Source organism: Trichocoleus sp. FACHB-46, from assembly GCF_014695385.1.
In the GTDB taxonomy this organism is placed as follows: Bacteria; Cyanobacteriota; Cyanobacteriia; order FACHB-46; family FACHB-46; genus Trichocoleus.
The window spans coordinates 1-26,391 of the sequence record NZ_JACJOD010000003.1; the positions used below are offsets into that span (position 1 = coordinate 1).

The window sequence follows — 26,391 nt, forward strand, 5'->3', positions numbered from 1 at the left end:
AATGACTTGCATCACCTTCTGACGGAAGTCGTAACTATAAGCTATTGCCATCCTGGGGGACCAATCACTCCTATTGCCAGTCTACGTCCTAACCAGACTGGCAATAGCTATATCTGTTGAGCATCCAAGGTTATTTTACGACGGGTGATGGGCATCGTTAGGCCTCAATCGACCTATATGACAGAGATGGTGTTGAATTCGCATCATGAAGCGCACATCCGAGGCGTCGCTGTCACGTTTTCGGTGTCTGCGCCTGACCTCGATCCGGACGCCGTAACTATGGCGACGGGGCTTCAGCCAGATAGACAAGCGCGCCGAGGCGACGAGCGGCGGAACAGGGCGGGGAGACTCCTCGGGTCCGAGCAGGAGGGCTGGTGGGCGCTCGGGACCAGGGGAAAGCTCGACTCAAAGGACGTGCGGGCGCATTTCCATTACCTGCACGCACAGCTGTTACCCCACGCCGCCGTCATCCGAGCCTTTGCCGAGGGCGGCGAGACCTACTTCGACGTGGTGTGGAGGTCGACCTACCTGTACGCGGGGACAGGGCCGATCTTCGACGCCGACTCCATTCGGGGCGTCGCGGAGCTCGGGGCAGGAATGGGCTTCGACATCTACCAGGTCGACGACGAGGCCGAAGGCAAGCCCACCGCGCCTGAGGTCTAACAAATCGTTGCAGCGAACGATCGCCCCTCCGACTTCCATGCCCGCTGCCACCTTCCCCTGCCTTCCCCGCTGCGACATCAAAAATTTGTCCTAGTGGATAATGCTGGTTTTCCATTAGGACTAAATTGGACAAACTTCCTGGATGAGCTGAGGGGCGTGAAAGGGTGTGATCAAAACACTGCGATCGCAATCCTAAGAGGCTGGCAAGTACTGGAAGTAAGTTTATTCTAGGACTGCTAGCAACTGAGTTCGGCCCTGCCGCGATCGCGACTCCTCCCCATCAATCAAATTTTTGGGCTCCTAATCCACTCGTCGCCTCTAGGGCTCTTGTGGCTGACCCATAAGCGACCGGAAATCGTTCCGTGGACCGCGATCGCCCTCAACGACCCCTAAAACTCAAACAGCCACAAATCTCAATCTCAACTCTTGAAACCCCTCCTGCTCCCCTGTTTCCCTCAACTTCTCCTCTCTAACACCAACCCAGATCAACTAACACCTAGTCCTACCAGCAGAGCTGGCGATCGCTTCACCAAAAGAGCGTAAGGGCCACTTCTGTGACAATTCACTCTCCCTAATCGACTTCAATCCCTTGCGCCTACAGACATTCAACCGCTTTCTATTAGCAATCGGGCCTCCTTGAAGCGATCGCTACATCTCTTCCATTGACGAAAAATACAGTCATGTTTGGTCATATTAAATCTGTACTTTCGTTAAATTTGCCATCCCTGAAGGGTGAACCGGGAAAGAGGACGATCGCTCTATCACAGTCTGGACACAGCTTTTTGTGATTATTCTATTTGTAGAAAAAGATACGACGATGCATAGCAGACGTGAGACATAGGCAATTGAGGAAGCGGGAAGAACCTGCGGATGGTCAGCTCAATCACCAACGTTAATTCCAATGACTAATGGTTAACAGGACACATGCCACTGGTTAGCTTTGTCAAGAATTGATTCGTATCAAAGAAATGCTCTACAGACTCAATCTTCAAATCTTCTGTGACTTTAGCGATGCTGAGACCTACAACTTCAATGGTTTCTCCGGTCGGCTGATGGTTTTTGTAGACTCCTTTGAAAGTGCCCCAGTGTCTCCATTTGAAGACAACGTTAGGAGAGCCTGCAACGACTTCAATGAGTTCCCAGTGGAAACCATCGGGAAAAGCTGTGTGGAATAGGTTATAGGACGATGCAAAAGTCTCATGAGAGGCAGAGTAGTGATCTGAGTTTTCCAGAAATAGATTATATGTTCCCTGCTCTACAATATCTTGAGCACTGTATTCTTTCCCGCCATTGGTACTCATGCGAAATTTATCCGCTACCACCGAAAGCCACTGTTGAGGATTAGTTTTGAAGGAGGCTTCCATTTCAAAAGTTCTAACCAAGTTGTAAGCAATGGCATTCAAAGAGCCTTCCGCATGGTTACATTTTCGTTCTTTTTCCAGAGATGCGTTTGTGTGGGAGTAGTCAGGCCGCTGGCGATCGCGCCATTCGATTCCCTCGTCCTGTTTGAGAACGACTTCGCGATCTTGTACCCATAGAGGCAACGTTTGGTCTGTACTCATATCTACTAACCTCTTGTACCTTGGATAATGCAAATTTGTTTTTTCAACGATAGGCTGATAAAGCCATGCTTACAGCGGAAGCCGAGTCATCAAGTAACTTGTGGGTTGAAGTTTTGTAGATAACATGCTCAAAGGAGTGGTTGGGTTAATAATTTAGATATAACACCTCAAGCAAATTAAATAGACAGAGCAACCCTTTTGCAATGTATGCTACTCCAAGCCAATAGACTAAATTCTTTTATATATTTTTAGCTTTAACATACAGGCAATTACAAATAGTAATCCATGCTACATTTTATGCTTAAACCCTATCTTAAAAAATATCGAACCTTGGCTCTTTTCTAATGATAGCAATCGCTCTTATACCATTAGTTCACTCTAGAATTAGACTCCCTTCTATAGATTTATTAGTGCACAGGATATCAAAGTACCAAGGAGAAATTTGTTATTACACTGAGTAGTTGAATCATCTTCGGGCTATCCCGAATTGCCTAGGTCCATTCCAAGAAAAGCAATGTCAGCTACCAAGAAAACAGTACTGAGCACCAGCCGTCCCTGTGCCATGCCTTCAGGTGTAGCTCCAGAATCAACTCTTGCTTTTGAAGGAAAGTCTGGATTGTATAGTACTGGAACTAACTTATTCTCACAATCACGCTGGCTTGAACAAGCCGAACTTGCTGTAAATTCAACCAAATTTCTTTGATTAGTTTGAAACTCTACGGTTGCTATATATTTTGTGGTAACAGTAAGAGGAACAATGCCTCCTCCACCAGAGTACTCTTTTTTCTCTGCAACCCCAATAACAGTTCCAGTTGCAGCAATTGCTTTAGATTGGAACTCTACTTCAGATTTGTAGAACGAGGGAAGATCGATCAAAAGCATCCCAGCTACTGAAGCAAACAAGAGACCCGTTCCCCTTAGGCATAGAAACCCTATGCAAGCACCTAGGAACTCTCTCCACTGTTCACGATTCATCATGACCTCTACTCAGCTTTTAGGTAGTTTTCTAGGCTTGTGAATTTGACAGAGAATAGTCTGTAGTTTTTCAGCAATAGAGGCGATCGCGGCTTCCAAGCTCTCATGCTCAGCGATCGCCTCTCATCATTTTCTTGACAGAGCGCTTATAAAACTCTTGGCTGTTTGCCTCTAAGGAACTATGCTCCCAAGGCAATAATTCCTAACACAATTGAGGGTTCGGGAACACTGGCTGCTTGATTGCGCTCTGTAGGAGCAACATTGCCAGCCAAAACTGTATCCACGAAGCTAGCATAGGTCGAAACTCGCGTATCCCCTGACAGTTCTCCAAAAGTCGAATTGGTCGTGTCATCAATATCCGTTGACTGGCGCAAACCAGGATTACCTAGCCCATAGGAAGTAACCCCAGCAATGCGATCGCCAATGAAAGCGGGGCCACCCGAATCGCCTCGTGCCGTGTTCACTTCGCTACTTCCTACCCCTAAGCTACCAATGAGATTTTCTGTAGCATATCCACTATCAAAATCATAAAGGAGTTGACTTTCAGCAGCCGAAGTACCAGGAAAGCTCAACAAGCCTTGGCGATCGGCTTCTGTAGCTTCAAATTGATTTTGACCATAAAAGCCGAATCCATCGAAAACACTACCTTCTACTTCTCCTGTCAGCCCAATGCCATAATTTCCGTAGCCAACTTTGGTAAAGGTCTGGCCCAGTTCATCATTATTGCGGTAGATGTCGTACTGGGCGGCTGTAGTAGGGGCAGGAGTAAGGAGGGATAGAACTGCCAGATCGTTTCCTTCATCTAAGCTTCCTGTCCAATTGGGTAGGATGAACAGATCTTGGATGGGAACTTGGGCAAGGCCGTTGAGGAGATTGAATGTGGCAACAAAAGGCTGGCTGAGTAGGTTAGAGGAGAGGATACTCGTCCCTGTTTCAGTCAAGCAGTGAGCTGCTGTCAGGATATGTTGTCCTCCGGACAAGAGCGACCCTGTACAGAAGGGGTTGAAGAGCTGATCTAAGGGATTATAGGTCTGCAAAGCGACCACGCCACTAAACTGGCCCGACTGAACTTGCTGATTGTAAAGGGCTGTGTTGTCGGTTGCGACGATCGCGTGAGTTGCGTTTTGGATAAACAAGGTGGTAAGAACAGCACCGACGGTTGCACTGAAGGGGACAGACAGTTTCATATCGCAATCCTCAAGTGATGAAAAGTCTAGGTGAACCAAGAGAGCGTTTGATGCTCGGCGATCGGTTTTTAGTCTAGGTGTTAGGAGTGGAAGCCTCCAGGGGCTAATCGGCAAACTTGGTTTGTGGGAAAGCGCAATCTGAAGGGTAGTTGGCGCTTATTCTGTGCAAAGGGAGAAGTATCAATTTTGAAGCAAGTACTCTGCCTGAAGTTGATCAGAATGGGGTGACTGAAGCAAATCCTCGATATCGGGAATTACCACAAATTGCACAGGTTGCTCAAAGGAGGCGTTGGTGATGGTGGCTTGGAGGCTCTCAGCTTCTGATAGCGTAGTCAGGAGGCGATCGCCTGTCAGTGGCACCAAGGTCTCAGCAGCGATCGTCCATTCGTACTGTTCTGGCTGTTGGAAAGGGTGAGTGGTGGGTAGGGGTTGGGCCTGAGAGCGAGTAGCGGAAGCGGGCAGGACAGAGAGTAGGGTAGAGGCCGTTAGAGCGAGGGATAAGGAGATGGGGCGCAGATGAGTGGATAAACTCAACATTTGTGTACCTCTGGGATTCAAGATGCGTCGAAGGGCTGCTAATCAGCTTTGAGTCCCAGCTTAGGTAAAACGGGTTGTGACTTCATCGGGTCTAGCCACAGATTTGAGCCACTCAAGGATGCAAAAGGAGATTGCGGAAAGGTGCAATCCAAGGAGACGACACAGCCTGGATAGCACTGCTAGTTCAACGTTGAGGACGGTTGCTAACAGGTTCTACTCGGCTTCTCCAATTAAGGTAAAAGCGGCCCAATCTTTGGGTTGAGGGTGAGTTCCCATCATGCTGAGCATGGCTTGGCGCAGGGCTTGTGCTTTGTTAGGGTTCTTTTGGAGGTTCTTGTAAAACGCGGTCATCAACTCGGCTGTAGGAGCATCAGGGACTGCCCAGAGGGAAACTAGAACACTGGGTACCCCTGCGGCAATTAAGGAGCGGGATAAGCCTATCACCCCATCCCCTGTGACTCTCCCTCCTGCGGTGTTGCAGGCACTCAAAACGACTAATTCTGCTTGCAGTTGCATGTCGAGGATTTCAGCGGCAGTGAGCAGGCCATCATCTGTACGAGAAGGAGTGAGAGCGATCGCACTTCCTAGTCCTTGAATGTCATCCAGTAACCCATGTGTTGCTAAATGAATCAAACGAGCTTGGGACATTTTTTGGGCGATCGCGGTTTCGGTTCCCTCTTCTCCTATGATGGCTTTGGTGTTGAGAAGAGTGGCGATCGCCTCTGCTTCCTCCTCAGCTCCTGGCAAGGGAGACAGCGGTTGTTTAGGCTCTCCGGGAGATAGAGAGACACTCGGCATGCTAGGATTACCCAGGACTAATGCTTCCCCACCATTACTTTTTTGCCGACTAGCCAATTGCTCTCGCTGTTGTCGAGTCAGGGCTAACACTTGAATAGAAGGGGCTGTCAGAATTGTATGTTTTTGAATTAGATAGTCCCCTTTAGCATCCTGGAGGGCAGGAAAAGGAACTTGAAACAGAGGCCCTTGAGGAATGAAAATGACATGGGCGTTGGGGTCTTGAGGTAAAAGCTCAGCGATCGGATCAATCAGCAGTTGATGTAGCGTTGGCAAATCGGGTTGAGGGGGTGAAGTAAAAGTTAGACCTTGACGGTTACGAACAGCGAGAAATTCTTGCTGCCCTACAATCAAGCTTGCTAGAGAAGAGCCGTGCCGCTGCCAAAGCGGTTTGAGATCTACTTCTCGGAAGCTAATCTTGCCATTGGGCTGAATCACCCAGATGTAGAGAGCAGATTCACGAGATGTTTCTTTTCCCTCAAAGGAGAAGTTGTCATAAATGATGGAATACTGCACTAAGGTAGCATTCTGAGCTTTCGCAATTTGCTGAATCTGCTGAATATCAGGTGCTTTGATTACCTCCTGAATCTGACTTACTGGCTGTTGACTTCCTAGCCTCTGCGATAACAGTTCAACAAAAGCCCGGGCTCGACCCCGCTCTGCGATTTCCAGCGCAGCCTCTACTTTGTTCTGAGCAATTAATACTTTTTGCAAGGTTCGGTAACTGCTCGCCTGCCCTTCAAAGATCGAGACTTTGTGTTCGTCTACCAACTCAGAGCGCAGGGATTCCCGAATCTTGATCGCTGCAACTAAAGTTTTCTCAGCAGCAGTAATACTTCCAGTCGCAAAAAGCGTAGCCCCTAGGTCATTTAGAGTTATACCTTCCCCACTGCGATCGCCCACTTGCTGCAATATCGGTAGCGCTTGCTGGTAGTACTCAATTGCTCTCTGGTACTGCGAGAGCGAGCGGTAAGCATTTCCCAGGTTCACTAATGCATAGGCTTCGCCATTGCGATCGCCCACTTGCTGGAATATCGGTAGCGCTTGCTGGTAGTACTCAATTGCTCTTTGGTACTGAGAGAGGGAGCGGTAAGCATTTCCCAGATTATGCAATGCACTAGCTTTCCCCTTACGGTTGCCCACTTGCTGGAATATCGGTAGTGCTTGCTGATGGTACTCAATTGCTCTCTGGTACTGCGAGAGCGAGCGGTAAGCATTACCCAGGTTCACTAATGCACTAGCTTCGCCATTGCGGTTGCCCACTTGCTGCAATATCGGTAGCGCTTGCTGATGGTACTCAATCGCTCTCTGGTACTGCGAGAGCGAGCGGTAAGCATTACCCAGGTTCACTAATGCACTAGCTTCGCCATTGCGATCTGAGGCGGCACGATAGATTGCCAATGCTTGCTGCCAAGATTCGATTGCTTCCTGATATTGGCTCTTTCCATATTGCTGACCCCCCTGCTGTAACAAGCGCTTTGCTTCTGCATCGCGGGATTCAAGAGTTTGTGCTAGAGCTGAGAGAGAGCTGAAGGGAAGAAGGGGGAGAGGCAATAGTAGCCCCGCAGGAAAAGAGGCTAGGAGCGAGACCAAGAGGGCAATTTGTGGGGGGCGCATAAGCTGAGGAGTGGAACCGGGACATCGGACTTTGGTCAGCAGGGGGACGGGGAAGAGTTGGCATTATCGTGGGGTCTGCGGTGTAGATTGAGTGGCTCTCGGTTGCAGGAGGCGATCGCTCCATTGCTTGAGCATTTGGGTGTCTGTGGCAACGAGAAAATTGAACAAATCTAGAAGGACTGATTGATTTTCAGGAGTGCCAGCATTCTTGAGGGCAGTGGCTAGCGCGTCATACCAGAGGCTGTTCTCGGCGTAGAGATTGGCTCGTTTTGGGGCATTCGGCTCTGCTGCCAGTTGTTGCTCTAATTCTGGGCTAGGCTGCACCACTTGCATCTGCGCACTCACCACTACTGGTGGAAAGAAGCGATCGCACTGTAACGCCACCTGCCAAATATATTCGCCCGGTGGTAGCTCTGGTTGCTCAACGGGTAACGAGAACTGCATCACCCCCGGTTGGCTCTGCATCTGCGTCTTATACAGCCGTTGCCCATTGGAGCGGAATAAGCGAAACTCTAGCGGGTAAGCTTCGCGATTGGGTACATACCAAGCAAACGTGGGCCGCTTTGCCGTCGTCAATCCCACATGACTGTAAGGTACCAGAGTCGCTAGTTGACCAGAAGCATTCGCAGCGCAACCCCCTCTAGTGATCGTCGTGCTCGTCGTTTTGGGAGCTGAAGCTTTTTTCGGGGGCACATATTTCGCCAGCGCCACAGGGGCCAGGGTCATCCAGAAACCCAGCACTAAACCCACAAACCGTTGCGATCGCTGCGCTAGAGACAGTTGGAATTGATGAGTCATTTCCGCAATTCTCCCTATTTTGTGTTTAACGATAGGGGAAACACCGTAAACACACCAGGGCTTTGGCCACAATTTAGGTTTGCGGGAAAGCGCAATCCCCCTAACGCCACCACCTTTTTTGCTTCGGCCAAGTTAGCTCACACACCAGCCCCTTCGGATTGTTTGGGTAACGCCGAAAGCTGCCTCCCAACTGTCTCGCCAGGTTTTCTGCCAGTTGAGTTCCCATCCCAGCCCTAGAAGATTTGAACTTGAGCTGAGGAAATTTGCGAGCGAGAGACTGTTCTGGCATCTCCGCTGCTACCCCAGCGAGCCCTCGTCCATTATCTGTTATCCGAATTACCTGCTGGTTGTCTTCCCGCTGACAAATCACCGTTAAGCGAGTTGCTCCCTCCGCATACTTGCCCACATTGCACAAAGCTTCTTCCAGGAACCGACAGAGGGCTCGCTTGTGCTCCAAACGCAGGTGCTGCGTGTCTAAAGGCTCAAACTGCACAATCTTGAATTTGAGATGGCTGAAATGGGGCAAATCTCGTTCTAGGGTGTTGATGTACACCCTGTAGAGCAGTTCATGGAGCGGTGCTTGCAGGGCAAACTCAATCTCTCCACCCAATTGCAAATTCCCTGCCTCGTCAAACACCTTGCGCTGAGCAGAGCCAAAAATAGCATAAATCTCCTGCTTCATGCGCTGCAAATCGGAGAGCAAAGGCGAGGGTTGGTCTTGGGCTTGTTCTTCGCGCAACACTTTACTGAGCAGTTGCAACGGTTCGCTGTGAATCGCATCGAAGATTTGTTGAATCACAAACTGTCGTTCTTCCAAGCGCGATCGCAACTCCTGCTCATGACGGTAGAACAAGGCAGCCGTCAGCCCTGCTCCATTGAGCACCAGTCCTAACAGTGCAGGCACTAGAGGAATCCACCAACCTAACAGAATTGCTCCATAACTCAGGCCAATCAAGCTGCCACTCACCACTGCTAAGGCCAGAAGCAGACGCCCCGGTCGCAACCAACGCCCCAAACTGATGCCAATTACACCCCAACTGATAATCCACAGATACTCCCAGCCCTCGCCCCAAACTTTGAGTAACGGGCGGTTATCCAACACCGCACTGGTAATCTGGCTGATGGCATGAGCTTGCATCTCCACCCCGTGGATACGCCCCGGATCAATTCCCACAATCGCCCCAGAGCTCGCCAAATCCTTGGCACTAAACGACATCACCCCAATCAGCACCATCTTTCCCCGTAGCCAGTCAGGATCAACCTGCCCTGCTTGAATCTGAGCCAGGGAGAGCACCCGAAAGGGTTGTCGTCCACTGCGAACATTGAGCAAAATTTGATTGCCCCCCGCATCCCCTTTGACATATCCGCCTGTATTTGGCTGAACCCGCGTTAGCTCGACTGAGTCAAAGCGCATCGCTTCTGGATCTCGGATGCCGTTGTTGAGTTCAATGCCTTTGGTTGCCAGATACGCTTTTGCCACCTGCATCGTGAAGGAGAAATGATATTCTTCCTGGCGATCGTGCGCTCCTAGGAGGCTCCGCCGTTGATAGCCATCTCCATCTAGAGGCACATCCGCAAACCCAACTTGTTCAGGCGGTAAAGCTGGAGGAGGTGCAACCGTATAGCCACTCCGGTCAGGTAAAGCAATTTCAGCCCCGATTACATTGGCTTGGGTGCGAAAGACGGAGTCTAAAGCTGCATGTCCTGGTTCTACAGGGAGATCCCGTACGATATCTAAACCAATGACCGCAGGCTGATACGTTTGCAACTGGTTGATCAGCGCTGCAATTACACCATCTGGAATCGGATATGTTTTAGCGCGTTGGATATCTGCTTCTGTGATACCAACAATCACAATGCGCTCATCGGTCGGTTCAGAGGGGCGCGATCGCAGCAGTTGATCCAGCGCCACCAGTTCTAAAAACTGCAATCCTCCTGTCAGCCGAACCAAGACGACCCCGACAATCACCACGAGTCCTGGCAGCGCACTTCTCCGCCAGATTTTGAGTTCAGCTTGCAGGGTTTTCCAAAGTTGGTAGCTCACTAGTCAATGAGTCCTACTTCTCTGGCTCGTAATTCCGTCTGAATCCGCAGATTCTTGTCGGTGTCAGGATAGACTTCCAACACGTCTCGGATTTTGTTCCAATAGTATTGCACCGTCCGCTCGGAGATGTTCATCCGCTTTGCGATCGCTGTATCCTGTAAGCTCTCTTGAAAAGCCAACTGCAACACTTCCAGCCATTTCGCGTTCAGTTGCAGCCCATTGCGAATTTCTCTGGGTGTGTAGGTGCGTTCTTTTAAAGACCAATCCACCATCTGCAACAGCTCTTTCATGGGGAGGCTTTTATCCACGATGGTGAATCCTCCCTGATGATTGTCGATCGCGGGCTTGAGCCACACCAGCGTCCGGATGTGAGCACTTTGCACCACTAAGTTTTGCGTCGGATAGCGCTCCATCAGCATCTTCAGGAGTTGCAATCCCGCATGAGCTTGTGCCGTGGCTCCCGCCGTCTCTGGCATGACTAAGTCTACAATGACCAAATCCGGTTGAAGCGCTGCCATTTGCTCTAAGGCTGCCTGAGCATTGCACGCCGTGACAACTTCAGCCTGAGGATACTCCTGCTGCAAAATATGCAAAGTGCCGCCCAAGACAGATTCATGATCATCAACAATTAAAAAGGTGGGTTTGGTGACTTCCGATAAGGGTGAGCGCATGGTCAATTGCCTTCAACTCCAGCAATAACTAATTTCCGAGGAAAACTTCGAGGGTGCAAACAGTCTCATTTCCCTCCCAGGATAAAGGAAAACATCAAATCAGGAACTACGCTCGATCGCCAAGCTTCCTAGCGGGTGCTGACAACAACCCTTGCGGGAAAGTGCAAACTCAATTCTGTTTCAAAGCCTTGGAGTCAGAGCGGGACTTACGCAAGCACCACTTAGGGGTAACAAGAAGGCTAGAACAACGACTGGATGAGGGAAGCAGCGTGTAAGCCTTGCTGAAGATAGGGTTGCTTATTGCTACTAAGCTGCATCCAAGACTCTATTCCAATCGGTGGCTAAGTCCATTCCATCTAAGCAGGCTTGGGCATACGAACCGCCTAGAAATCGCTATGTCTGCACCTCATTCTTCGTCCTTCTTTAGCTCGACAAATATAGCTAGCTAAGCCTCAAGTGCAAACTTCATGACCTTGAATGACCGCACTGGTATAGGCAAGGGCTACGAGGACAAATAAACCAGATAAGCGCTGAGGATGGAGACGAGTAGATTCGACTTGGTATCCCCTACCTTTGTAGCCACGAAAAAAAGCTTCGATGCCTATGCGATGCTAGTAAGCGTGAACAGCAGCACCTAAGGAGGGCAGATTGGCTAAGAGAAACCAAGCACTTTTCTCGCAATGACCTCGATACGCTCGTTTCCAATAACCCGCTACGTTAAACAGTCCAACTCCCGCTTGTTTCGCCACCCTAACTTGCTCGAAAAAGTGCGATTGACCGGGTTTTAATCCCAAGGGTTAGAGTTGCTGAACTGAACCGTTTTCATCTTAAACGTACTCGTTACAGCGTCAGCGTAAACAGAAGCTGAGCTTCTCCTGGCACAACCATTGCGCCAGATGCACTGAGCAAAATTCACGGTCACCTAAGACCACGACTTGATAAGACTTCAGCAGCACTAAGAGTGGGCGCAGAACTGCCTGTTGTTGCGCTAAGCCCGAACTCCCAGAATGCGACAAGAACTGCCAGTACAAAAGCAAAGCTCGTCCTCGATAAATCACACTGACCAGCTACACATCTGCTTCAAGCTTCCTGTTACCCCCTGAGGGGCTTCAAGCTCAACTGTGCTGACCTGTTGGCTAAAAAATCCCGTTCTACCTCAAGTTGCCCGATTTGCCGATAGAGTTCATCAATTTGTGCCTGCTGGTCGCTTTGGGCGGAGACGGCAGAAGTGCTTGACTCAAAGACATTGCTCGCTCTAGCAGTTGCCGTTTCCAGTTGTTGGTCATCGTCGGATAGACGTCATCCTGGCTTGCCAACTCTGCTACTATCTTCTCACCCTGGATTGCGGCAAGGGCAACTTTGGCTTTGAATTAAGCGCTATGTTGTTTGCGTTTGTTTGCCATAAACTACCTCTATCATGAGCCAGTCGTTCAGAGCTTAGCTACCTATCCAATTTTTTGGGGCCACTTCAATTGAATTAACTCTGCCTCCAGCAGGACTTTGAAGATTGGCATGAAGTCGCTGAATCTTATCTTTAACTTTCTGTAAATCTCTAATTTTACGCTCTAGCTTAACGGCTTTAGTCTGACAGTCTTTCAAATACACTTTTGGATCGACTGGAGCAGCCTCTACCTCAGAAGAGCTTTGACTTGCAATCTCTAACGCTGACTTAATGTAACGATCAAACTTGCTCATTTCGTTCTTCAAGGTAACATCCAGTTTCTGAACTACTTTGTCGACAAAGCGATTTTTGATGATTTTTTGATAATAGGTGCGTAGTTCTTGTCTAAGTTTTTCAGTTGCCTTATGCTTTTCCAAAAGCTTATTTGTTTGATAACTCTTCCACAACTTATGAAGCAACCAAACAAGCATGGTGATCACTAGAATCAGAAGAAAAGGAGAACTTGACACTTGCTTATTAATAGCTTTGATAACAGCACTTCTGCTGAGCCCTAGAAAGCTGAGCAAGAATAGTGCTCCCATAATTTGAAAGACAAAACCTCTAATTTTTTTAATGAAGTAAGTCCAGATTGGATCTTCCTGATACTCAATTTTGCAATTTATTCGCCTCAGAGGATCTTGAAAGCTTTCTTCAATTTCAACTTGATCTCTAAATTTGAGCGAAGGTTCACTATCGTTCGCCGTTAGTACAGCTTGCAGCGTTATGTTAGCCGTCCGGACTAAGCCTTCTAATCCACTGTTGACATATTGCTTACAAATCTTGGTCCACTCCTCGTTCGCCCAATCAAGCAGCTCTTGCTTACAGACTGTAACTAAAAAGTCATTAACATCTAATTCGGTTGCTCTCGGTCTTAACTCAAGATACTGCTTTCCTTTTTGCTTAACTATACAGATTTCTAATTCATCTATTAATAATTGAAGTTTATATGAGATACTCTCTGCAAGAGAATCGTCTAGCAAGTCCTGTTTAGATTGCTGCACAATAGCATCCACAGAGCGCAAAAAATCCACTTTCTGATCATTAATGATTTTAATTAGTAAATTAATATCTAAACCAGATTTTTTTTGACTTTTTGAAGATTGCCGCTTCTCAATATTCTCAATACCTTGTTGAAGTATTTTTTGTTGACATTGAATAAATTCACTAGCTTGATCAATTACAAGGATGGTTTTAGCTAAACAGCGTTGGATTTTGATTAAACCAAGCTGTTTTTCATTTAAGGTAAGTAAGCAGTTTTTTAACTCCTTAAGCTCTATAGAACGATCGGGGTAACGAGAGACACTAATATTTTCAGAGCTTTTGCTAGGCAGAATTACCAGAAAGAACTCAATTACCGATGCATTAGTCAATAAGCTCAGTAACTCTCCTATTCCATTTAATGCTTCAAGCTGAGTATCAGTTACAAAAAATAAAATATCGCAATCTACTGATTTTTTAAGTTCATATTTGTCACTTGAGTTATCTATACTCTGGAAAACCAGCTCTGGACTTTTAGACGAGGGACTATCGCTGCCCAGAACAATGCGATCGCCCGATCGCAAAACTCTCTCTCCAAGCAATTGTTCACCGTTAATATAGGTGCCATTTCGGCACTGAGCAGAACTGTGTACTTTCCACAGGTAGTTGGAGCTGTTATTCTCGGAGCCATAACACTTTATTTCTAAATGTTGCCCACTAACGTAGGTGTAGTAGTTTGGAAGACAAACATCAGAACCAGGCTTGCGTCCAACAGTAATAATTTGCTGGTCTGGTAATTCATAAAGAGTTTGTTTAACATCTTCACTTTCTAATTTCTGAAGAATTAGACAGGCTGAGTGTGGAGATTGTTGTTTTTGTCGCAGTAACTTCGACAAGTCGTAGAACTGCAGCTGATAGTTATCGTCTAAAATCTTCTGATCGCCTAGGAGGCTATAAAACGACTGAACTACCTCTACATCATAAGCTACAGAATGAATGCTGAGCTTATTCAAATTCAAGTCAGCAGTGACTCTATCCAAGCTATAAAGAATATTTTGAAGCTCCTCTTCTTCAAGATCGCTGGCAATAATTTTTCTAGTATCTTCGATATAAGTCAACAGTTGACTGTTTTTAGAAGCCATATTAGTCTGTACCTTCATCTGGCAGCCCACCTTAATTTGTAAATTCGGATTCTACCGTCCCTGTCTCCGATCGCGAATAATCGACCATCTTGACTAAATGCCAGTGCTGTTATCTCCGTTGCATACTCAGAAATGCTTGCAAGGAGATTACCTGTCTGTAGATCCCAAATTTTAACTGTGCCGTAAAATCCGCCTGCAGCAAGCAATTTTTCATCAGAACTCATTGCTACAGCCTTCCCATCGCCAAGGTCAGACTGGATGGGTGAAAGATGATCCTTGGCAGTGGTCATATCCCAAATACGAATCGTATTATCTGCACTGTTACTGATTAAAGTTCTGCTATCAGGACTTATTGCAACTGAGCTAATGTCGTCTAGATGCCCATTCAACGTGAGCAAACTATTGCTTGAAAATTTCAAAATCTTAATCGCACCATCTGCACTTCCTCCAGCTAACGTGGAAGCATCAGGACTGAATGCGAGCGATCGAATGGGTTCTGAGCTTTTGTAAAAGAGTTTGTATTTCTCAGTCAGTCTCTGATTTTGCTGAGGCTTTTCGACCACTCTAACTCTACCAAGCTCTCCATAAGCCAAAAATTGATTGTTTTGACTCAGCGCCAATGACCAAATTAGTTGTTCTGTTGAAATCTGATTAATCTTTTTTCCTGCTAGGCTCCAAATTTCAATTGCCTTCGCCTCAGTAGCAACAGCTAATGTTTGTTGTTGACTGTTACTTACTGCCGCGCGAATCCTGCTTTTCAGCTGAATCAAACGTTTCACTGACTTCTGTTTGAAGTCATAAACTTGTATAGAGCCGTTCTCTTCACCGGAAATCAGAGAGATGTCATCAGAAGCAAAATTGAGTAATTTAATCTCTGATCTGTGGTTTTGCAGTTCATCTTGTTTCTCGATCTCAATTTGCTGAGGCGCATCTGTGCTTTTTGGCATCTGACTTACCTGAGATCTGGGGTTCATACTCCCCAACACTAGAAGGGCAGTAGATATGAGCCCAATAGACACAAATGCTAAAAACCCCAAACACAGCAACCTCCTTCTAGAAGCATAGTTAACGATGTGAGTAATGGGTTTGAACTGCTTTTGTGTTGAGTCTAGATAATCGCTTAGCTCAGTAATTTTTCTAGTAGGATTTAAGTTGCTTTTTAATTGATGCCGATCAATCTTAGAGATCAATCGATCTATTTGCTCCTGCTTATCACTCGTTTGCGAGGCTACAGTTACTAAGGTTTCTGTCTGAGAATTAAAGGTATTAACAGAAGTCTCGGTTAGAGTATAAAGTTGGCAACCTGTCTGCTTCCTCAAAGAAATCTCGGTTGGACTGTAAGTATCTACGTTCTCGGATTCAATTTCAAGTTGAGGATTTAAGTTGACTGACAGGTCTGTGGCGGTTGAATTTAAGAGAGCCTGTAATGCTTGCATCACATCACTGACAGTTTGATAGCGTTCTCGTGAATCAATCTCGACCATTTTTGTAAGAATAGATTCAAATTCAGCGCTGATCCTTACAGACTCTGGTAAAGTAAGTTCACGAGTTTTAGGGTCTCTCAGGTCCGTCAATGCCTCTGGCTTCACCTTAGCTAGTGCTTCCACACAGGTCATTCCCAAGGCATAGATGTCGCTATTCGGCTGTGGAATGCCAGCTAACTGCTCGGGAGGGCTGTACCCACGGCTATGAACGATCGTGGGCGATGGTTGCTCTTGATTTAGCAGAGATATTTGCTTGACCGCTCCAAAATCGATCAGAAATAGCTTTTGATCTTCGTGGCGACGGATAATGTTTTCCGGTTTGATATCCCGATGAATGATGCCTTGCTCATGGATATAATGCAGAACTTGCAGAGTATCCCTTAAAAAGGAAATTCCCTTCGCTTCATCCCAAGCTTGATGATTGCGTAGTTCTGCTCTTAACGTTTCTCCCTGGACGTACTCCTCTGCTAAATAAAACTCACCCTCCTCCTCAAAATAATCAAAAAGCTGAGGAATTTGTTCATGCTTACCTAACCGAAAGAGAGCCTCCGCTTCTCGATTAAATAACGCTTTCGCTGATGCGAATGATGCTGAATTGTCTGTTTGCGGCTGCAGCTGCTTGATGACGCAAGGTGGCTTGTCTGGTACATCCAACTCTTCTGCTAGATAGGTTTTACCAAAAGCACCAGAACCTAAAAATTTTACGACTTTGTAGCGATTAAGGACTATTCTGCCTAGCATTCAATAATCCTCCAAAAGAACGCACAATCCCTGCGGCAGTGCTTTACAAGAACATTAGCTGTGAATGTTCAGCCGTCATTGCCACACCATTGACAACGACCCCAAGCAGTTTTACATCGCCAAACTCCTTCAGCTTTTCAATCACAACCTGAAGATTTTTACGATCGGTGTAACCTGGTCGTGTCACAAGGACAAGTCCATCAGTATGCGGCTCTACCAACAGTGCATCACTGTATCTGAGGGCGGATGTGTCGATGACAACGAAGTCAAACGTGTCGCGTGAATATCTCAGTAATGCCTGGAATCGTGCGGACTCCAATACCTCTGCTGCCTGCTCAATCGGACCAGGGCTGGGCAAAATATGTAGGTTCTGAATCGTTGCAACCTCATGGATGTTTTCAGCATTCATGTAGTCGATTGATGAATCAATCTTTTCGCATTGCACCGGATCTACTTGCACAACACTTGCTTGAGAGGACGATCGCAAATCTGCCTCAATTAACAGCGTTTTTTTCCCGGCTTTGGCAGACGCGATCGCAAGATTATAAGCGCTCACAGTTTTTCCTTCTTTGCCTGTAATGCTCGTGAAAACAATTGTTTTGATAGCCTGTTTGCCACTGTAATGATGCAAGCTGCTGCGAACCAACTCGTAGAATTCCAGGTGTGGAGAGTTCGCTTCAATGACAATAGGAAGCCTGCCCTGTGGAAGTGAGGGTAGAATACCTAGAACCGGCATGCGCCCCTGCGCGATCGCGTGAACCTCTTCTGGAACCAGGATTTTGCCGTTGACAAGATCTAGCAACAGTACCAGTCCTGCGCTGAGGAGTAAGCCAAGAACTCCTCCCAAAACAAGAATGACGGGCTCGCTTAAACTCCAATCAGTGATAGCTTTTACTTGAGGTGAGCCATCTTTCATCCAATCGCTCCTTAATCCAGCTCTCCTCAATTCCGTCGCTGCTAGTTGCTTTTGTAGCTGATCAAATGCTTCTCGATAGCGAGTCACATCTCGTGTTCGCTCGTCTAGTTCTAGCTTTAGCGCCGTTCCATCTTTGTAGGTCTGCAGCAGCTCTGGTTCAAATCGGTCAAGAATCGTCAATTCTTGAGCGAGTCGATCGCGCTGAGTCTGTAAAGCAACTAATTTGTTCGCGAGATCTTGGCGAGCCTTGTCCAAACTAGTTCCATTTTGGAGGTCGTTAATTGTTTGAAGTGATACACGATTGCGATCACCTCCAATAACCTCTCCGACTCGTTGCTGTAGTTGATTTTCGTACGTCTTTTGTTGGTGTTTCAATACCACAATATCTGGATGCTTTGGCTGCAACTCTTGGCTTTGGTTCGCAATTTCTGATTCGATTTCATAGAGCTTTGCTTTGAGATTACTAATCGTAGTATCAGCACTGAGTGCCGAAGCTATATAAGCTTGCTCTGGAGTTAGTCCTAGTCTTTTTTGAAGGCTGGAAATTTCTGCATCGATTCCTGCCATTTCACGCCGGAACTGGCGTTGTTGCTGCTGGCTAGTCGTAATCGCTGAAACTAGACTACCGTCGATCGCGGCTTGAATTGCAGGTCGCTCTTGCTGACTGAAATCTTTGAGCTTTTCTTCTGCAACTTGCAGATCCTCTTCAAGTTTTCTTTTCTGGTCCTTTAAAACTCGAAGAGATGCTTCAATGTCTTTATACTTCGCCGTGAGACTTTGATGATGCAGAGCGTTGATCAGTGATTCAACCAGCAGCTTGGCCCGCTGCTCGTCATCATCCTGATATTCAATCAAAATCTTATTTGCTTGCTTGGAATCTTGCTTCAGCTTGACCTGACTGCGAAGGATATTTGGCTCAACCGTTTGTTTTTTAGATTTGAGGTTTTCAGTCACTAACCGAATCACTGGCTCCGATAGCAGCGATTCTGGATTGGGAACTTGCTGTTGTTCCATGGACGGTTGAGTTTCTTTTGTCGAATTCGTCGCCGTTGCAATCTGATAGACTACTGCTCCTTGAACCAGGAAAGCGGTTTGAGGCTCAGGTTGTACACGAGCAAATGCTCCTGCAATTGCTGCGGTCGCCGCAAAGCAGCCCAGTCCTGCCCATTTATGTCGATTCAGCGCTGCTAGATAACGCTTGAAAGATGAATAGCCTTTCATTGCCTTTACCACAATGAGGTTTATCTACTGGAATTATTTGTTTTCTTGGCGTTCAGAGCCAAAAACGGTGTTGACGCTATTTCCTGCTGAGTCGAAGAACAGCAAGAAGCCCAAAGTATCTTTGAATGGTTGTGTAATTTGACTGAATGTATGGTTCAGTTTGGCAATCCAGGTGCGATTAAGCACAACGACATCGTTATGTTCCAAAACCGGATTTTGTGAATGATCGCCGCTGAGGGTTTTCCTGGCATTAATGACGGTACTAACCGCTTTGCCTTCCTTCTGATCAAACCGCACTAAAAGCACTTTTTTTAGATTTACCCGCTGAACATCGGGTTTGATTCCAGTGAGTGCATCGAGAAAGTCGCTGCCGTTTTCCAACTGTAATCGGTTCACTCCGCTGGAATAGTCCAAAACGCGAACTGTAATCTTCGGTTGTCCAAGATTGGATTTAGAAAGTAGTTCGCGATCGTAACTCGCTGCCGCAGCAGTTAACGTCGGAATTTGAATGACATCCCCATCCGTCAACCGGAGGTCGGGTAGCTGGCTCCCCTCTTTGAGCGGTGTAAACAGGTCAATGCTCTGTTCAACCGCTGAGTCACTGCCGATATTGCGCCGAACTTGTACCGCTCGCAAATCTGCAAAACGGGTCGTACCACCTGCATCGACTAGTGCCACTGGAAGCCGTGGATCTTGGAGGGCATAGAAGCCAGGCTTAGCAACTTCACCCATGACCATAACTTTAACGGGTCTAGCCGTGCCCAAAACGATGCCAACTTGAGGATTAACAATGTATTCGTTGAGTTGATTTCGGATTTTCGCTTGCGCTTGCGCGATCGTCAGATCGTTCAGGCTGAGAATGCCTAGCAGCGGAGCGGATACGTTGCCTTGCCAATCTAGGGTGGCGTTGAAATTGAGATCTTTACCACGAGGTGAAACGCTGACGGCGATCGCATCTCCGGGACCTAAGCGATAGGAGCTAAAGTCGCCATCCTCAGAATCCTCTAAATTCTCTAAATTTTCACCGCTGGGCGGAGCAGGTGTGGATTCCTCAGGTAAATTTTGAGCAGGAGGATTGGTTTGATTGGGAGTTTCGGTGGATTGCTGCTTCGGCGTTTCTTGGCCAACCGCGATCGACAAGAAACTAAACAGGCTTAATCCCCACAGCAACCAAGACAGCGAAATGATGAGCACGGTTGAGCTGAGTTGCCGCTGAGTATTTGGTTTTGTTAGATCTGATTTTGGTGAATTGTTGGTTGAAGAAAGTGTATGATTCATCATGGTTACCCTCACAGCAATTCGGTTGATTATTTTCGATAACCGAGTCGAGGAATTAGTTTGGAATCAGTCTTCTGAGGCAATCGCAAGTTTTTACTTGCACTGATAGCGATCCTGTTTGTCTTTAATCGAGTTTCTGGTTGGGGACCTACGGTGTTTAGACAACTGCTGAAGCTTCTGTAGCAGGTGGCATTTAGGATCTAGGGTGAAAGCGAAACTCTATGCGAGGGGCGGCTGCGTCCCCCGCACCCCCTTCAGAAAGGTTTGGTGGTTGCAAGTGGGAGTCTGAGTTAATTACGCTAGTGCAGAGGTTAAAACTGCTGCACTTGGAGTTGATCGACTCAGCGATCGTGGCTCACCGTCAACTCCTTTCGGGGGATGTGGGGGAAGTCCCCCGGTCTAGTCTGCCAACGTAGCCAAGATTTGTATACACGGTAGCTCTAAAGCTTCTCAAGTGATTCCTTTGCCTCGGTCAACAAGTTGACGGCAGTTTTGCAACTCTCACTGGTTAACTCAATTCCATCTACCACTGTGAGACTGGCATCCTGAACACTGTCACCAGCAGTTTCTACTGCATTCGTCAGCTTATCCATAGCGTCCTCAAGTTCCTGAGCCACATCAGTCATCTGCTGAAAGAGAGCGTCTTGAGCAGCAGTAACTTGCCCCATTGTTTGCTCAACGGCTGCTTCGATTTCATCTCCAACGGTTGTTAGTTGTTCAGTGAATTGGTCTACCAATCCATCGAGATGCTCGTTTAATGCAGTCGTACCATCATTAATCGCAGAAATTCCCTGATCTGTATAATTGTGCAACGCTTCAGTGCGCTGCTCTAATTCAGCTTGAAACGTTCCCAATTCGCGATTGGCTTCTTGAAATGATTGCTGAGTTTGAGATGCCGCAGCTTCGACTTCTGCACCAATGTTTTTGTCCTGCAAGGCGCTGAACGCATCCTCAGCCTCTTGCACTTCTTGCTCAAGCTCAGGGCTAAGTTCGGCGAGTTTATCATCGATCGCAGCGATCGCCTCTTTGGTTCCTTCTAACTCCTGAGTTAGCTCATCCTGCGTTGAGTTGATCCGGTCTTTCAGTTGCACCAGCATTTGATTGACCGAGTCTGCTGTGCTCCCGAGTTCTCCCTTATTGCTGCTGATCTGCTCAATCAGCGATTGTGCCTGCTCGTCTAGTTGTGCCCACGCAGCTTCGATTTGCTGGCGGACTCGGGCAATTTCAGCTTTCGCTTCTTGCAAGCTAGTTTGAGTTTGCTCAGTTTCTTCCAGGATGGTTGATAGTTTGGTAGTTGTTTCTGCTGCTGCCGTTTGAAGATCTGTCATGACACGCTCCTATCTCTTTGTTGAATTGATCACGTCCTCAATCCATCACGTCCACGGCACCGCGAATTTGTCGGCTACTTCTTTTACATTGTCGATTCCCTTTTGAATGGGGTCGATCAGCTCTTCTAGCTGATTAATCAGTGCTTCCAATTCACCGCGCCCTGATGAAATGTTGCCTTCTGCATCTGCCAGCTCACTGTTTTTGTCTCGAATCGCATCAACAACGTGCTGAATTGCGCTCTCAACTGTTTCTCTGATCTCTCCAACGCTTTGTTGGGTTGTTTCCAGCAGTCGATCGACTTCCTCCTGAACTGTGGCTGTTTGAATATCAGAGAGTTTTGTTTCTAGCTCGTCCAGGTTTGAAAATGTATCCACAATCTCTTGAACTTTGCTGGTTACTTCCTGCTGAGTTTGCTCTAATTCATCGGTTAATTGCTGCACCTGATCACTCAGGGCTGTCTGGGTTGTATCAACACTCTGTTGCAGAGCATCGACTGCCTGACTGGTGATATCAACAGCACTATCCAATTGCTCCTGACCAGATTGCAGAATGCCTTGTGCTTGTGTTAGGGCGGCTTCAGCACCCTGGCCGGAGGCTGCAAGCTCGCTCTGTCCCTGTTCTAGCTGCCCTGTTAGCTCTGTCAACTTTCCTTGAGCTTCTTGAAGCTCAGCTGCTAATTCATCTTGGGCAGTTGTGATGTCGCTTTTGAATGACTCAAACTCACTCTCTAAATCTGCAACTTCTTCACCAATTTCAGTTTTGGACGTTGTCACTTCTGTTTGCAAATCATCTATTGCTGTCTCAATCTGGCTAAGCAGATTCGTTACCTGGTTTTGCATCTCATCCAGGCTAGTTTCTAACCCATCGGCTTCCTCCTGAATCGCTGTAACATCTTGAACCAAGAGGTTCAACTTTTCAGGTATTTCGGTTGCCATTTGCTCTAATGAATCTGTTGTTTCACTCATGATTTGAATATCTCCAATAACTTCAAGCAAATTCTGTTAATCTGCTTCTAAAAAACTCAATTTTTTGAATGGCGATCGCTCGGTTCATAGTATTGCTCCCTTCTGTGGTTTTGCCTATTTAAGTGAATAACTCCTCTGTTCAAGCAAAATTAATCTGCTCCCCCTACTTCTCACAGAACAGGAAGTTATGGTGGATGCCCAATCTCATTTAGAAAGCGCCGCAATTCAGTTATTTCATGATTAACTCGTCCCCGTTGTTCATACAAAACCTCTATTCCACGCTCAGATACTGTAGAAGGTGGGTTCCAAATTTCTGCTTCGAGAGCTTCACGAATCTTCCTCAAGCCTCCATAAGCCTCTTGTAACTCTCCTATATGGTTGCGTGGACTTCCATCTGGTCGTAGTGCTACAACCTCACCAGCTGCTTCTCTTCTTGCAGCGTCATAATGATTGTGACCAGGTTCCTTATTAATCTTCCCCAACACATTATCTCTAATATTCTGTAACTTTTGAATTGCTTCTGTGGCCCTATCGCTAAGCCCTGGATTTCTTCCAATGCCTGGCAAACTTCTTGTATCGTCAGCATATCTAGCAGCATCTGCAGCATTATCAGTATTCCTGAGAAAAAATGCCGCAGCAGCTACATTTGTACCAAGCTTTGCCACAGTGGCAGCGTCACCGACGAAAGGAATCGCACCAGCCGCTGAAAGACCTGCATTTACATAATCTCCTTCTGCTGCATACCAACCTGCATTAATCAAATCAGCAACACCACCAACAACAGGAATAAGACCTGCAACGTCTAAAATCGTATGACCAATATCGCTGATGCCTCCGGGGCTATCAACCGGTCTTTCTCGCGGTGGCTCCGGAGGTTGAGGTTCTTCTGTTCGTCCCGTATTTCGGGCTTCAGCCAACATATCGCTTGCTCTTTGATGATCGTTCCTTGCCGTATCAATGCGAGCCATTAAATCTGCTGCACTCATGATTGAAGGTTTCCTTCTTGTGCAATGAATAAATTTGAATCAGAAAATCATTTGTGCTCAATTTAGAAAGACGATCAGCCTAAGCCACCTTTGAGCATGTCATCGGCAGTAACCAGAGCATTGTTATGCAATAACGCCAGCTTGACGATTCGGATATTCAGAGCCAAGGTTTCTAAAAGCTGTTAGGTTGAGCGATGAAACTCAATCTACGCTTTACTAACTCACCATTTCCTCAACGATCGTATTCGCTGCCACCATTACTCTTTCAGCCGTTTCCACCTCTTGCACCAGTGGCTCCAACTCAGCAGTAACAGACAAGCCCGAAGTCATGACAGTCTGTGTCTCATCCACTTCGTTTATCAGCCCTTCGGCAACCTCATTAATCGTCTCTTCAGCGGCACTCTCAATCTCAGTTTGGAGTGTACTTTCACAGTCGTCAGCGAAATTCGAGAAGACTTGAGATGCATCCTCCTGATAGCCATCAGACGTTTCTGCAACATCCGTATTGAACGTCTCAAACAATTCCTTCAGGGTTGTCTCACAGTCATCAAAACCAGTTTGAATGTCATTCAATTGCTCCTGACTGAGGTTCTCACTTAATTCGTCGAACCCTGTTTCAACCGCTTCTTGATGATTGTCACTAATCTCACTCATCAGCGCATCAACCTCAGTCTCCAGCTCAGAGAACGAGTCAACTTGCTGCTGAAACTCAGAAATCGCCTGATCCAAGTTTTCAAACGCCTGCCGAGTTGTGGCGATCGCGCTTGTTAGCGCATCCTCCAGTTGAACAGTCGTGTCAGCCATCCCTGTCAATGCCTGCTCAACTTCCGCAGTCCCAGTTTCAAACTCTGCAATACTGCTCGCTACCTCCTGAAAATGGCTGTGAATTCCTTCGATCGCCTGCCCGTTTTCCTCCAGTGCTGACGTTGCTTCCGTGAGCACTCGTTGCCAATCATCCAATTCAGTGGAGATCTCACTGCTACCACTTTCAAGCGAGTCTTCTGCCTCCTGCAAGCTGCGATCGAGCGCATCCAAATGCGTTTCGATTTCAGACCCTTGTTGAAGACCCTCACTCTCTGCTTCCATCTCTGCACAGGCATTTCTAAATTGTGTGCAAGCCTGCTCCAGCAACGTTAGCAGCCGTTCTAAGCCTTCATTAGTCTCCTCGACAGCTTGGTTGAGTTCCATTGCCTCTGCCATACGGCTAGCTCCTTATGTGTTTAGAAACTGTGTTTAGAAACTGCTGACAAAATCACTTCAAACCCATTGATTAGACATCGAACAGTTAACTGAGCGTTGCCTCAACGTTTTCCAAAACTGGCATCATTTCCTGAATAATTGAAACAACATCGCCAGCCTGATCAATCACGTCGCCAAACTTGTCATTGATGCGCTCGCAATCGGTTGTTCCCGCTTCACCGACAGCCGATAATGCGGTGGCTAACTCCTGAGCTGAATTCACAATTTCACCATCAACTTCGCTGAACTTTTGATTAATCTCACTAATCGCTTCATTTGCGGCAGTGGTCAATGCAGTATTGACTTGAGTGAATTCATTACCGCTTTCTTGCACTAATTCATTGAAGTTTTCTTGCAGGGCTCGCAGCTTTTCCCCGATCGTCTCTGCCAGTCTGTCAAATTGCTCCCCTAAGTTTGTTCTGCGATCGGTGAGCTCGTCCTTAGTGCTGTCAACAGACTCTCGTAATGCCTCCAATTCTTGAGTGACACCGTCCTCCAAACCATCGACATCCGTCTCAAACTCCTTCGCTTGCTGAGTTAGGCGATCGAGCGTTGCTTGAACGTCTCCTGCTTTGCCATCAATTTCTGCCAGCATTTCTTCCGCACGACCTCTCACATCGCTCAGCTGGCTACGCACCTCGCTAGAAAACTCGTCCAGTTGGCTCTCTAAAGCCTCTGCTGTTTCTTGTAGTTGCCCTAGATTGTCCTTAGCTTCCTGTAGCTCGGTCTCCAAATTGTTCTGAGTTTCAGTGAGGCGGCCACTCACAGCTTCAAAGCTTGCCAGAGTTTCTTGCTCTTTAGACGCAATAGTTTCAAGTAAGCTTGTGACAACTTGCTCCACTTGATTGACTTCCTCTAGTGTGTGCTCCGCTTCCTGTGACAACGTTTGCATCTTTTCCAAGTTTTGATCAATTAAGGCGTTGAGATCTGACATATAGCAGTCCTAAAGTATTGGTGAATGGGAAGAGTTATGAAAGTACTTTCTCGATCCAAATAGGATTGTTGTAGTGTTAGACACCTACAAGCTTTTCAACAATCACTCTGTGATGATCGCCCGCTACGGAGCGCTGATCAGCGTAATGCGATCGAGGGCAGTACGATAGCGTTCTGAATTGCCAATCTGTTGATAAAACTTGGCGGCTTGTTTGAAGTCTGAGATGGCAGACTTGGTGTTACCGAGTTTGACTTGAAGCTCACCGCGATCGTAGAACGCCGCTCCAATATTGCTCCCACCCCAACCCTGATTGAGTGTGATTGCTGCAGTGAAATCTTCAAGGGCTGGCTGCTGCTGCTTGAGGATGGTATAAACCTGGGCTCGGTTACTATAAGCTAGTGAGGTCGGGTTAAGCTCGATAGAGCGTGAATAGTCACTTTTCGCGCCCTGGTAGTCTCGTAAAGAGCTTCTAGCAGTTCCGCGATTCAAATACAGCACTGCATTATTGGGATAGCGGCGAATCCCTTCGTTCAAGATCGTCAACATTTTCTGATAGTTGCCTTGTCTGAACTGAAGATTTCTTGCCAGAGTGTAGTGTCCAATTTGTTGACGTTGTTGAGCCACAAGTCCTCGCCGTCCTGGCAGATTGTTGATGGCAGCAGCGGGGATGGCAAAGTTGAGATTGGTGCCCGGATTGCCGCCTTGAACAATCCCAATAACCTGACCATCCTCATTCAGCAGAGGTCCACCAGAACTTCCAAAGCTCGCAGTTGCAGTAAATTGAATCAGGCCACTGCCGTCGATACGGCTGACAATGCCATCGCTGAGGCTTCTCTCTAAACCCTTGGGATCGCCGATCGCATAAGCTTTTTGGCCAATTTTGGGAGA

Annotated in this window: 20 protein-coding genes; 1 reads left to right on the forward strand and 19 read right to left on the reverse strand. The window is 47.1% G+C overall.

Features of this window, described 5'->3' with window-relative positions:
* Positions 1-177: 177 nt before the first annotated feature.
* Complete coding sequence (locus H6F72_RS00045; RefSeq protein ID WP_190430991.1) at positions 178-663, forward strand: DUF4279 domain-containing protein; 486 nt, start codon at positions 178-180, stop codon at positions 661-663.
* Between the two features lie 905 nt (positions 664-1,568).
* Here H6F72_RS00045 and H6F72_RS00050 read toward each other — a convergent pair.
* From H6F72_RS00050 to H6F72_RS00140, 19 genes are all read right to left on the reverse strand, one after another.
* On the reverse strand, positions 1,569-2,225 hold the full coding sequence (locus H6F72_RS00050; protein ID WP_190430992.1) for an ester cyclase: 657 nt from the start codon (positions 2,223-2,225) through the stop codon (positions 1,569-1,571).
* A 477-nt stretch (positions 2,226-2,702) separates the two neighbouring features.
* Positions 2,703-3,203: a DUF3592 domain-containing protein gene (locus tag H6F72_RS00055; protein WP_206755409.1), complete on the reverse strand. Its 501-nt coding sequence runs from the start codon at positions 3,201-3,203 to the stop codon at positions 2,703-2,705.
* A 176-nt stretch (positions 3,204-3,379) separates the two neighbouring features.
* Positions 3,380-4,387 carry a trypsin-like serine protease gene (locus H6F72_RS00060; RefSeq protein ID WP_190430994.1) on the reverse strand — a complete coding sequence of 336 codons (1,008 nt, stop codon included), beginning with the start codon at positions 4,385-4,387 and terminating at the stop codon, positions 3,380-3,382.
* A 180-nt stretch (positions 4,388-4,567) separates the two neighbouring features.
* Positions 4,568-4,924 carry a hypothetical protein gene (locus H6F72_RS00065; protein WP_190430995.1) on the reverse strand — a complete coding sequence of 119 codons (357 nt, stop codon included), beginning with the start codon at positions 4,922-4,924 and terminating at the stop codon, positions 4,568-4,570.
* Between the two features lie 213 nt (positions 4,925-5,137).
* Complete coding sequence (locus H6F72_RS00070; protein WP_190430996.1) at positions 5,138-7,336, reverse strand: CHAT domain-containing tetratricopeptide repeat protein; 2,199 nt, start codon at positions 7,334-7,336, stop codon at positions 5,138-5,140.
* A gap of 63 nt (positions 7,337-7,399) precedes the next feature.
* A complete protein-coding gene (locus H6F72_RS00075; protein WP_190430997.1) occupies positions 7,400-8,134 on the reverse strand; it encodes a DUF928 domain-containing protein in 735 nt (244 codons plus the stop codon).
* A gap of 100 nt (positions 8,135-8,234) precedes the next feature.
* Positions 8,235-10,178 (reverse strand): CHASE2 domain-containing protein, encoded by a 1,944-nt coding sequence (locus H6F72_RS00080; protein WP_190430998.1) that lies wholly within the window; start codon positions 10,176-10,178, stop codon positions 8,235-8,237.
* Positions 10,178-10,849 carry a response regulator transcription factor gene (locus H6F72_RS00085; protein WP_190430999.1) on the reverse strand — a complete coding sequence of 224 codons (672 nt, stop codon included), beginning with the start codon at positions 10,847-10,849 and terminating at the stop codon, positions 10,178-10,180. Before H6F72_RS00085 ends, H6F72_RS00080 begins: the two co-directional genes overlap by 1 nt.
* Positions 10,850-11,460: 611 nt before the next feature.
* Positions 11,461-11,643: a hypothetical protein gene (locus tag H6F72_RS00090; RefSeq protein ID WP_206755410.1), complete on the reverse strand. Its 183-nt coding sequence runs from the start codon at positions 11,641-11,643 to the stop codon at positions 11,461-11,463.
* 643 nt (positions 11,644-12,286) lie between these two features.
* Complete coding sequence (locus tag H6F72_RS00095; protein WP_190431001.1) at positions 12,287-14,410, reverse strand: FHA domain-containing protein; 2,124 nt, start codon at positions 14,408-14,410, stop codon at positions 12,287-12,289.
* Between the two features lie 14 nt (positions 14,411-14,424).
* A complete protein-coding gene (locus H6F72_RS00100) occupies positions 14,425-16,635 on the reverse strand; it encodes a serine/threonine-protein kinase (protein ID WP_190431002.1) in 2,211 nt (736 codons plus the stop codon).
* A 43-nt stretch (positions 16,636-16,678) separates the two neighbouring features.
* The gene (locus tag H6F72_RS00105) at positions 16,679-18,772 is read right to left on the reverse strand and encodes an exopolysaccharide transport family protein (protein WP_190431003.1); all 2,094 of its coding nucleotides are present in this window, start codon (positions 18,770-18,772) and stop codon (positions 16,679-16,681) included.
* A gap of 33 nt (positions 18,773-18,805) precedes the next feature.
* Positions 18,806-20,053, reverse strand: coding sequence for a polysaccharide biosynthesis/export family protein (locus tag H6F72_RS00110; protein WP_190431004.1), 1,248 nt, complete (start codon positions 20,051-20,053; stop codon positions 18,806-18,808).
* 437 nt (positions 20,054-20,490) lie between these two features.
* Positions 20,491-21,378, reverse strand: coding sequence for a hypothetical protein (locus tag H6F72_RS00115; protein ID WP_190431005.1), 888 nt, complete (start codon positions 21,376-21,378; stop codon positions 20,491-20,493).
* Between the two features lie 45 nt (positions 21,379-21,423).
* The gene (locus H6F72_RS00120) at positions 21,424-22,344 is read right to left on the reverse strand and encodes a hypothetical protein (protein ID WP_190431006.1); all 921 of its coding nucleotides are present in this window, start codon (positions 22,342-22,344) and stop codon (positions 21,424-21,426) included.
* A gap of 185 nt (positions 22,345-22,529) precedes the next feature.
* Positions 22,530-23,330: a polymorphic toxin type 28 domain-containing protein gene (locus H6F72_RS00125; protein ID WP_190431007.1), complete on the reverse strand. Its 801-nt coding sequence runs from the start codon at positions 23,328-23,330 to the stop codon at positions 22,530-22,532.
* Positions 23,331-23,546: 216 nt separating this feature from the next.
* The gene (locus tag H6F72_RS00130; RefSeq protein ID WP_190431008.1) at positions 23,547-24,530 is read right to left on the reverse strand and encodes a hypothetical protein; all 984 of its coding nucleotides are present in this window, start codon (positions 24,528-24,530) and stop codon (positions 23,547-23,549) included.
* 85 nt (positions 24,531-24,615) lie between these two features.
* Positions 24,616-25,503 carry an ATP-binding protein gene (locus H6F72_RS00135; protein WP_190431009.1) on the reverse strand — a complete coding sequence of 296 codons (888 nt, stop codon included), beginning with the start codon at positions 25,501-25,503 and terminating at the stop codon, positions 24,616-24,618.
* 123 nt (positions 25,504-25,626) lie between these two features.
* Positions 25,627-26,391 (reverse strand): tetratricopeptide repeat-containing serine protease family protein (locus tag H6F72_RS00140; RefSeq protein ID WP_190431010.1); only part of this gene is annotated, 765 nt, incomplete at its 5' end.

Coding starts and splice junctions, on each gene's coding strand:
- H6F72_RS00075 (WP_190430997.1), bottom strand. CDS start 8,134: ATGACTCATCAATTCCAACTGTCTCTAGCGCAGCGATCGCAACGGTTT.
- H6F72_RS00070 (WP_190430996.1), bottom strand. CDS start 7,336: ATGCGCCCCCCACAAATTGCCCTCTTGGTCTCGCTCCTAGCCTCTTTT.
- H6F72_RS00130 (WP_190431008.1), bottom strand. CDS start 24,530: ATGGCAGAGGCAATGGAACTCAACCAAGCTGTCGAGGAGACTAATGAA.
- H6F72_RS00065 (WP_190430995.1), bottom strand. CDS start 4,924: ATGTTGAGTTTATCCACTCATCTGCGCCCCATCTCCTTATCCCTCGCT.
- H6F72_RS00125 (WP_190431007.1), bottom strand. CDS start 23,330: ATGAGTGCAGCAGATTTAATGGCTCGCATTGATACGGCAAGGAACGAT.
- H6F72_RS00085 (WP_190430999.1), bottom strand. CDS start 10,849: ATGCGCTCACCCTTATCGGAAGTCACCAAACCCACCTTTTTAATTGTT.
- H6F72_RS00115 (WP_190431005.1), bottom strand. CDS start 21,378: ATGACAGATCTTCAAACGGCAGCAGCAGAAACAACTACCAAACTATCA.
- H6F72_RS00105 (WP_190431003.1), bottom strand. CDS start 18,772: ATGAAAGGCTATTCATCTTTCAAGCGTTATCTAGCAGCGCTGAATCGA.
- H6F72_RS00060 (WP_190430994.1), bottom strand. CDS start 4,387: ATGAAACTGTCTGTCCCCTTCAGTGCAACCGTCGGTGCTGTTCTTACC.
- H6F72_RS00110 (WP_190431004.1), bottom strand. CDS start 20,053: ATGATGAATCATACACTTTCTTCAACCAACAATTCACCAAAATCAGAT.
- H6F72_RS00100 (WP_190431002.1), bottom strand. CDS start 16,635: ATGCTAGGCAGAATAGTCCTTAATCGCTACAAAGTCGTAAAATTTTTA.
- H6F72_RS00095 (WP_190431001.1), bottom strand. CDS start 14,410: ATGGCTTCTAAAAACAGTCAACTGTTGACTTATATCGAAGATACTAGA.
- H6F72_RS00050 (WP_190430992.1), bottom strand. CDS start 2,225: ATGAGTACAGACCAAACGTTGCCTCTATGGGTACAAGATCGCGAAGTC.
- H6F72_RS00135 (WP_190431009.1), bottom strand. CDS start 25,503: ATGTCAGATCTCAACGCCTTAATTGATCAAAACTTGGAAAAGATGCAA.
- H6F72_RS00055 (WP_206755409.1), bottom strand. CDS start 3,203: ATGATGAATCGTGAACAGTGGAGAGAGTTCCTAGGTGCTTGCATAGGG.
- H6F72_RS00120 (WP_190431006.1), bottom strand. CDS start 22,344: ATGAGTGAAACAACAGATTCATTAGAGCAAATGGCAACCGAAATACCT.
- H6F72_RS00045 (WP_190430991.1), top strand. CDS start 178: ATGACAGAGATGGTGTTGAATTCGCATCATGAAGCGCACATCCGAGGC.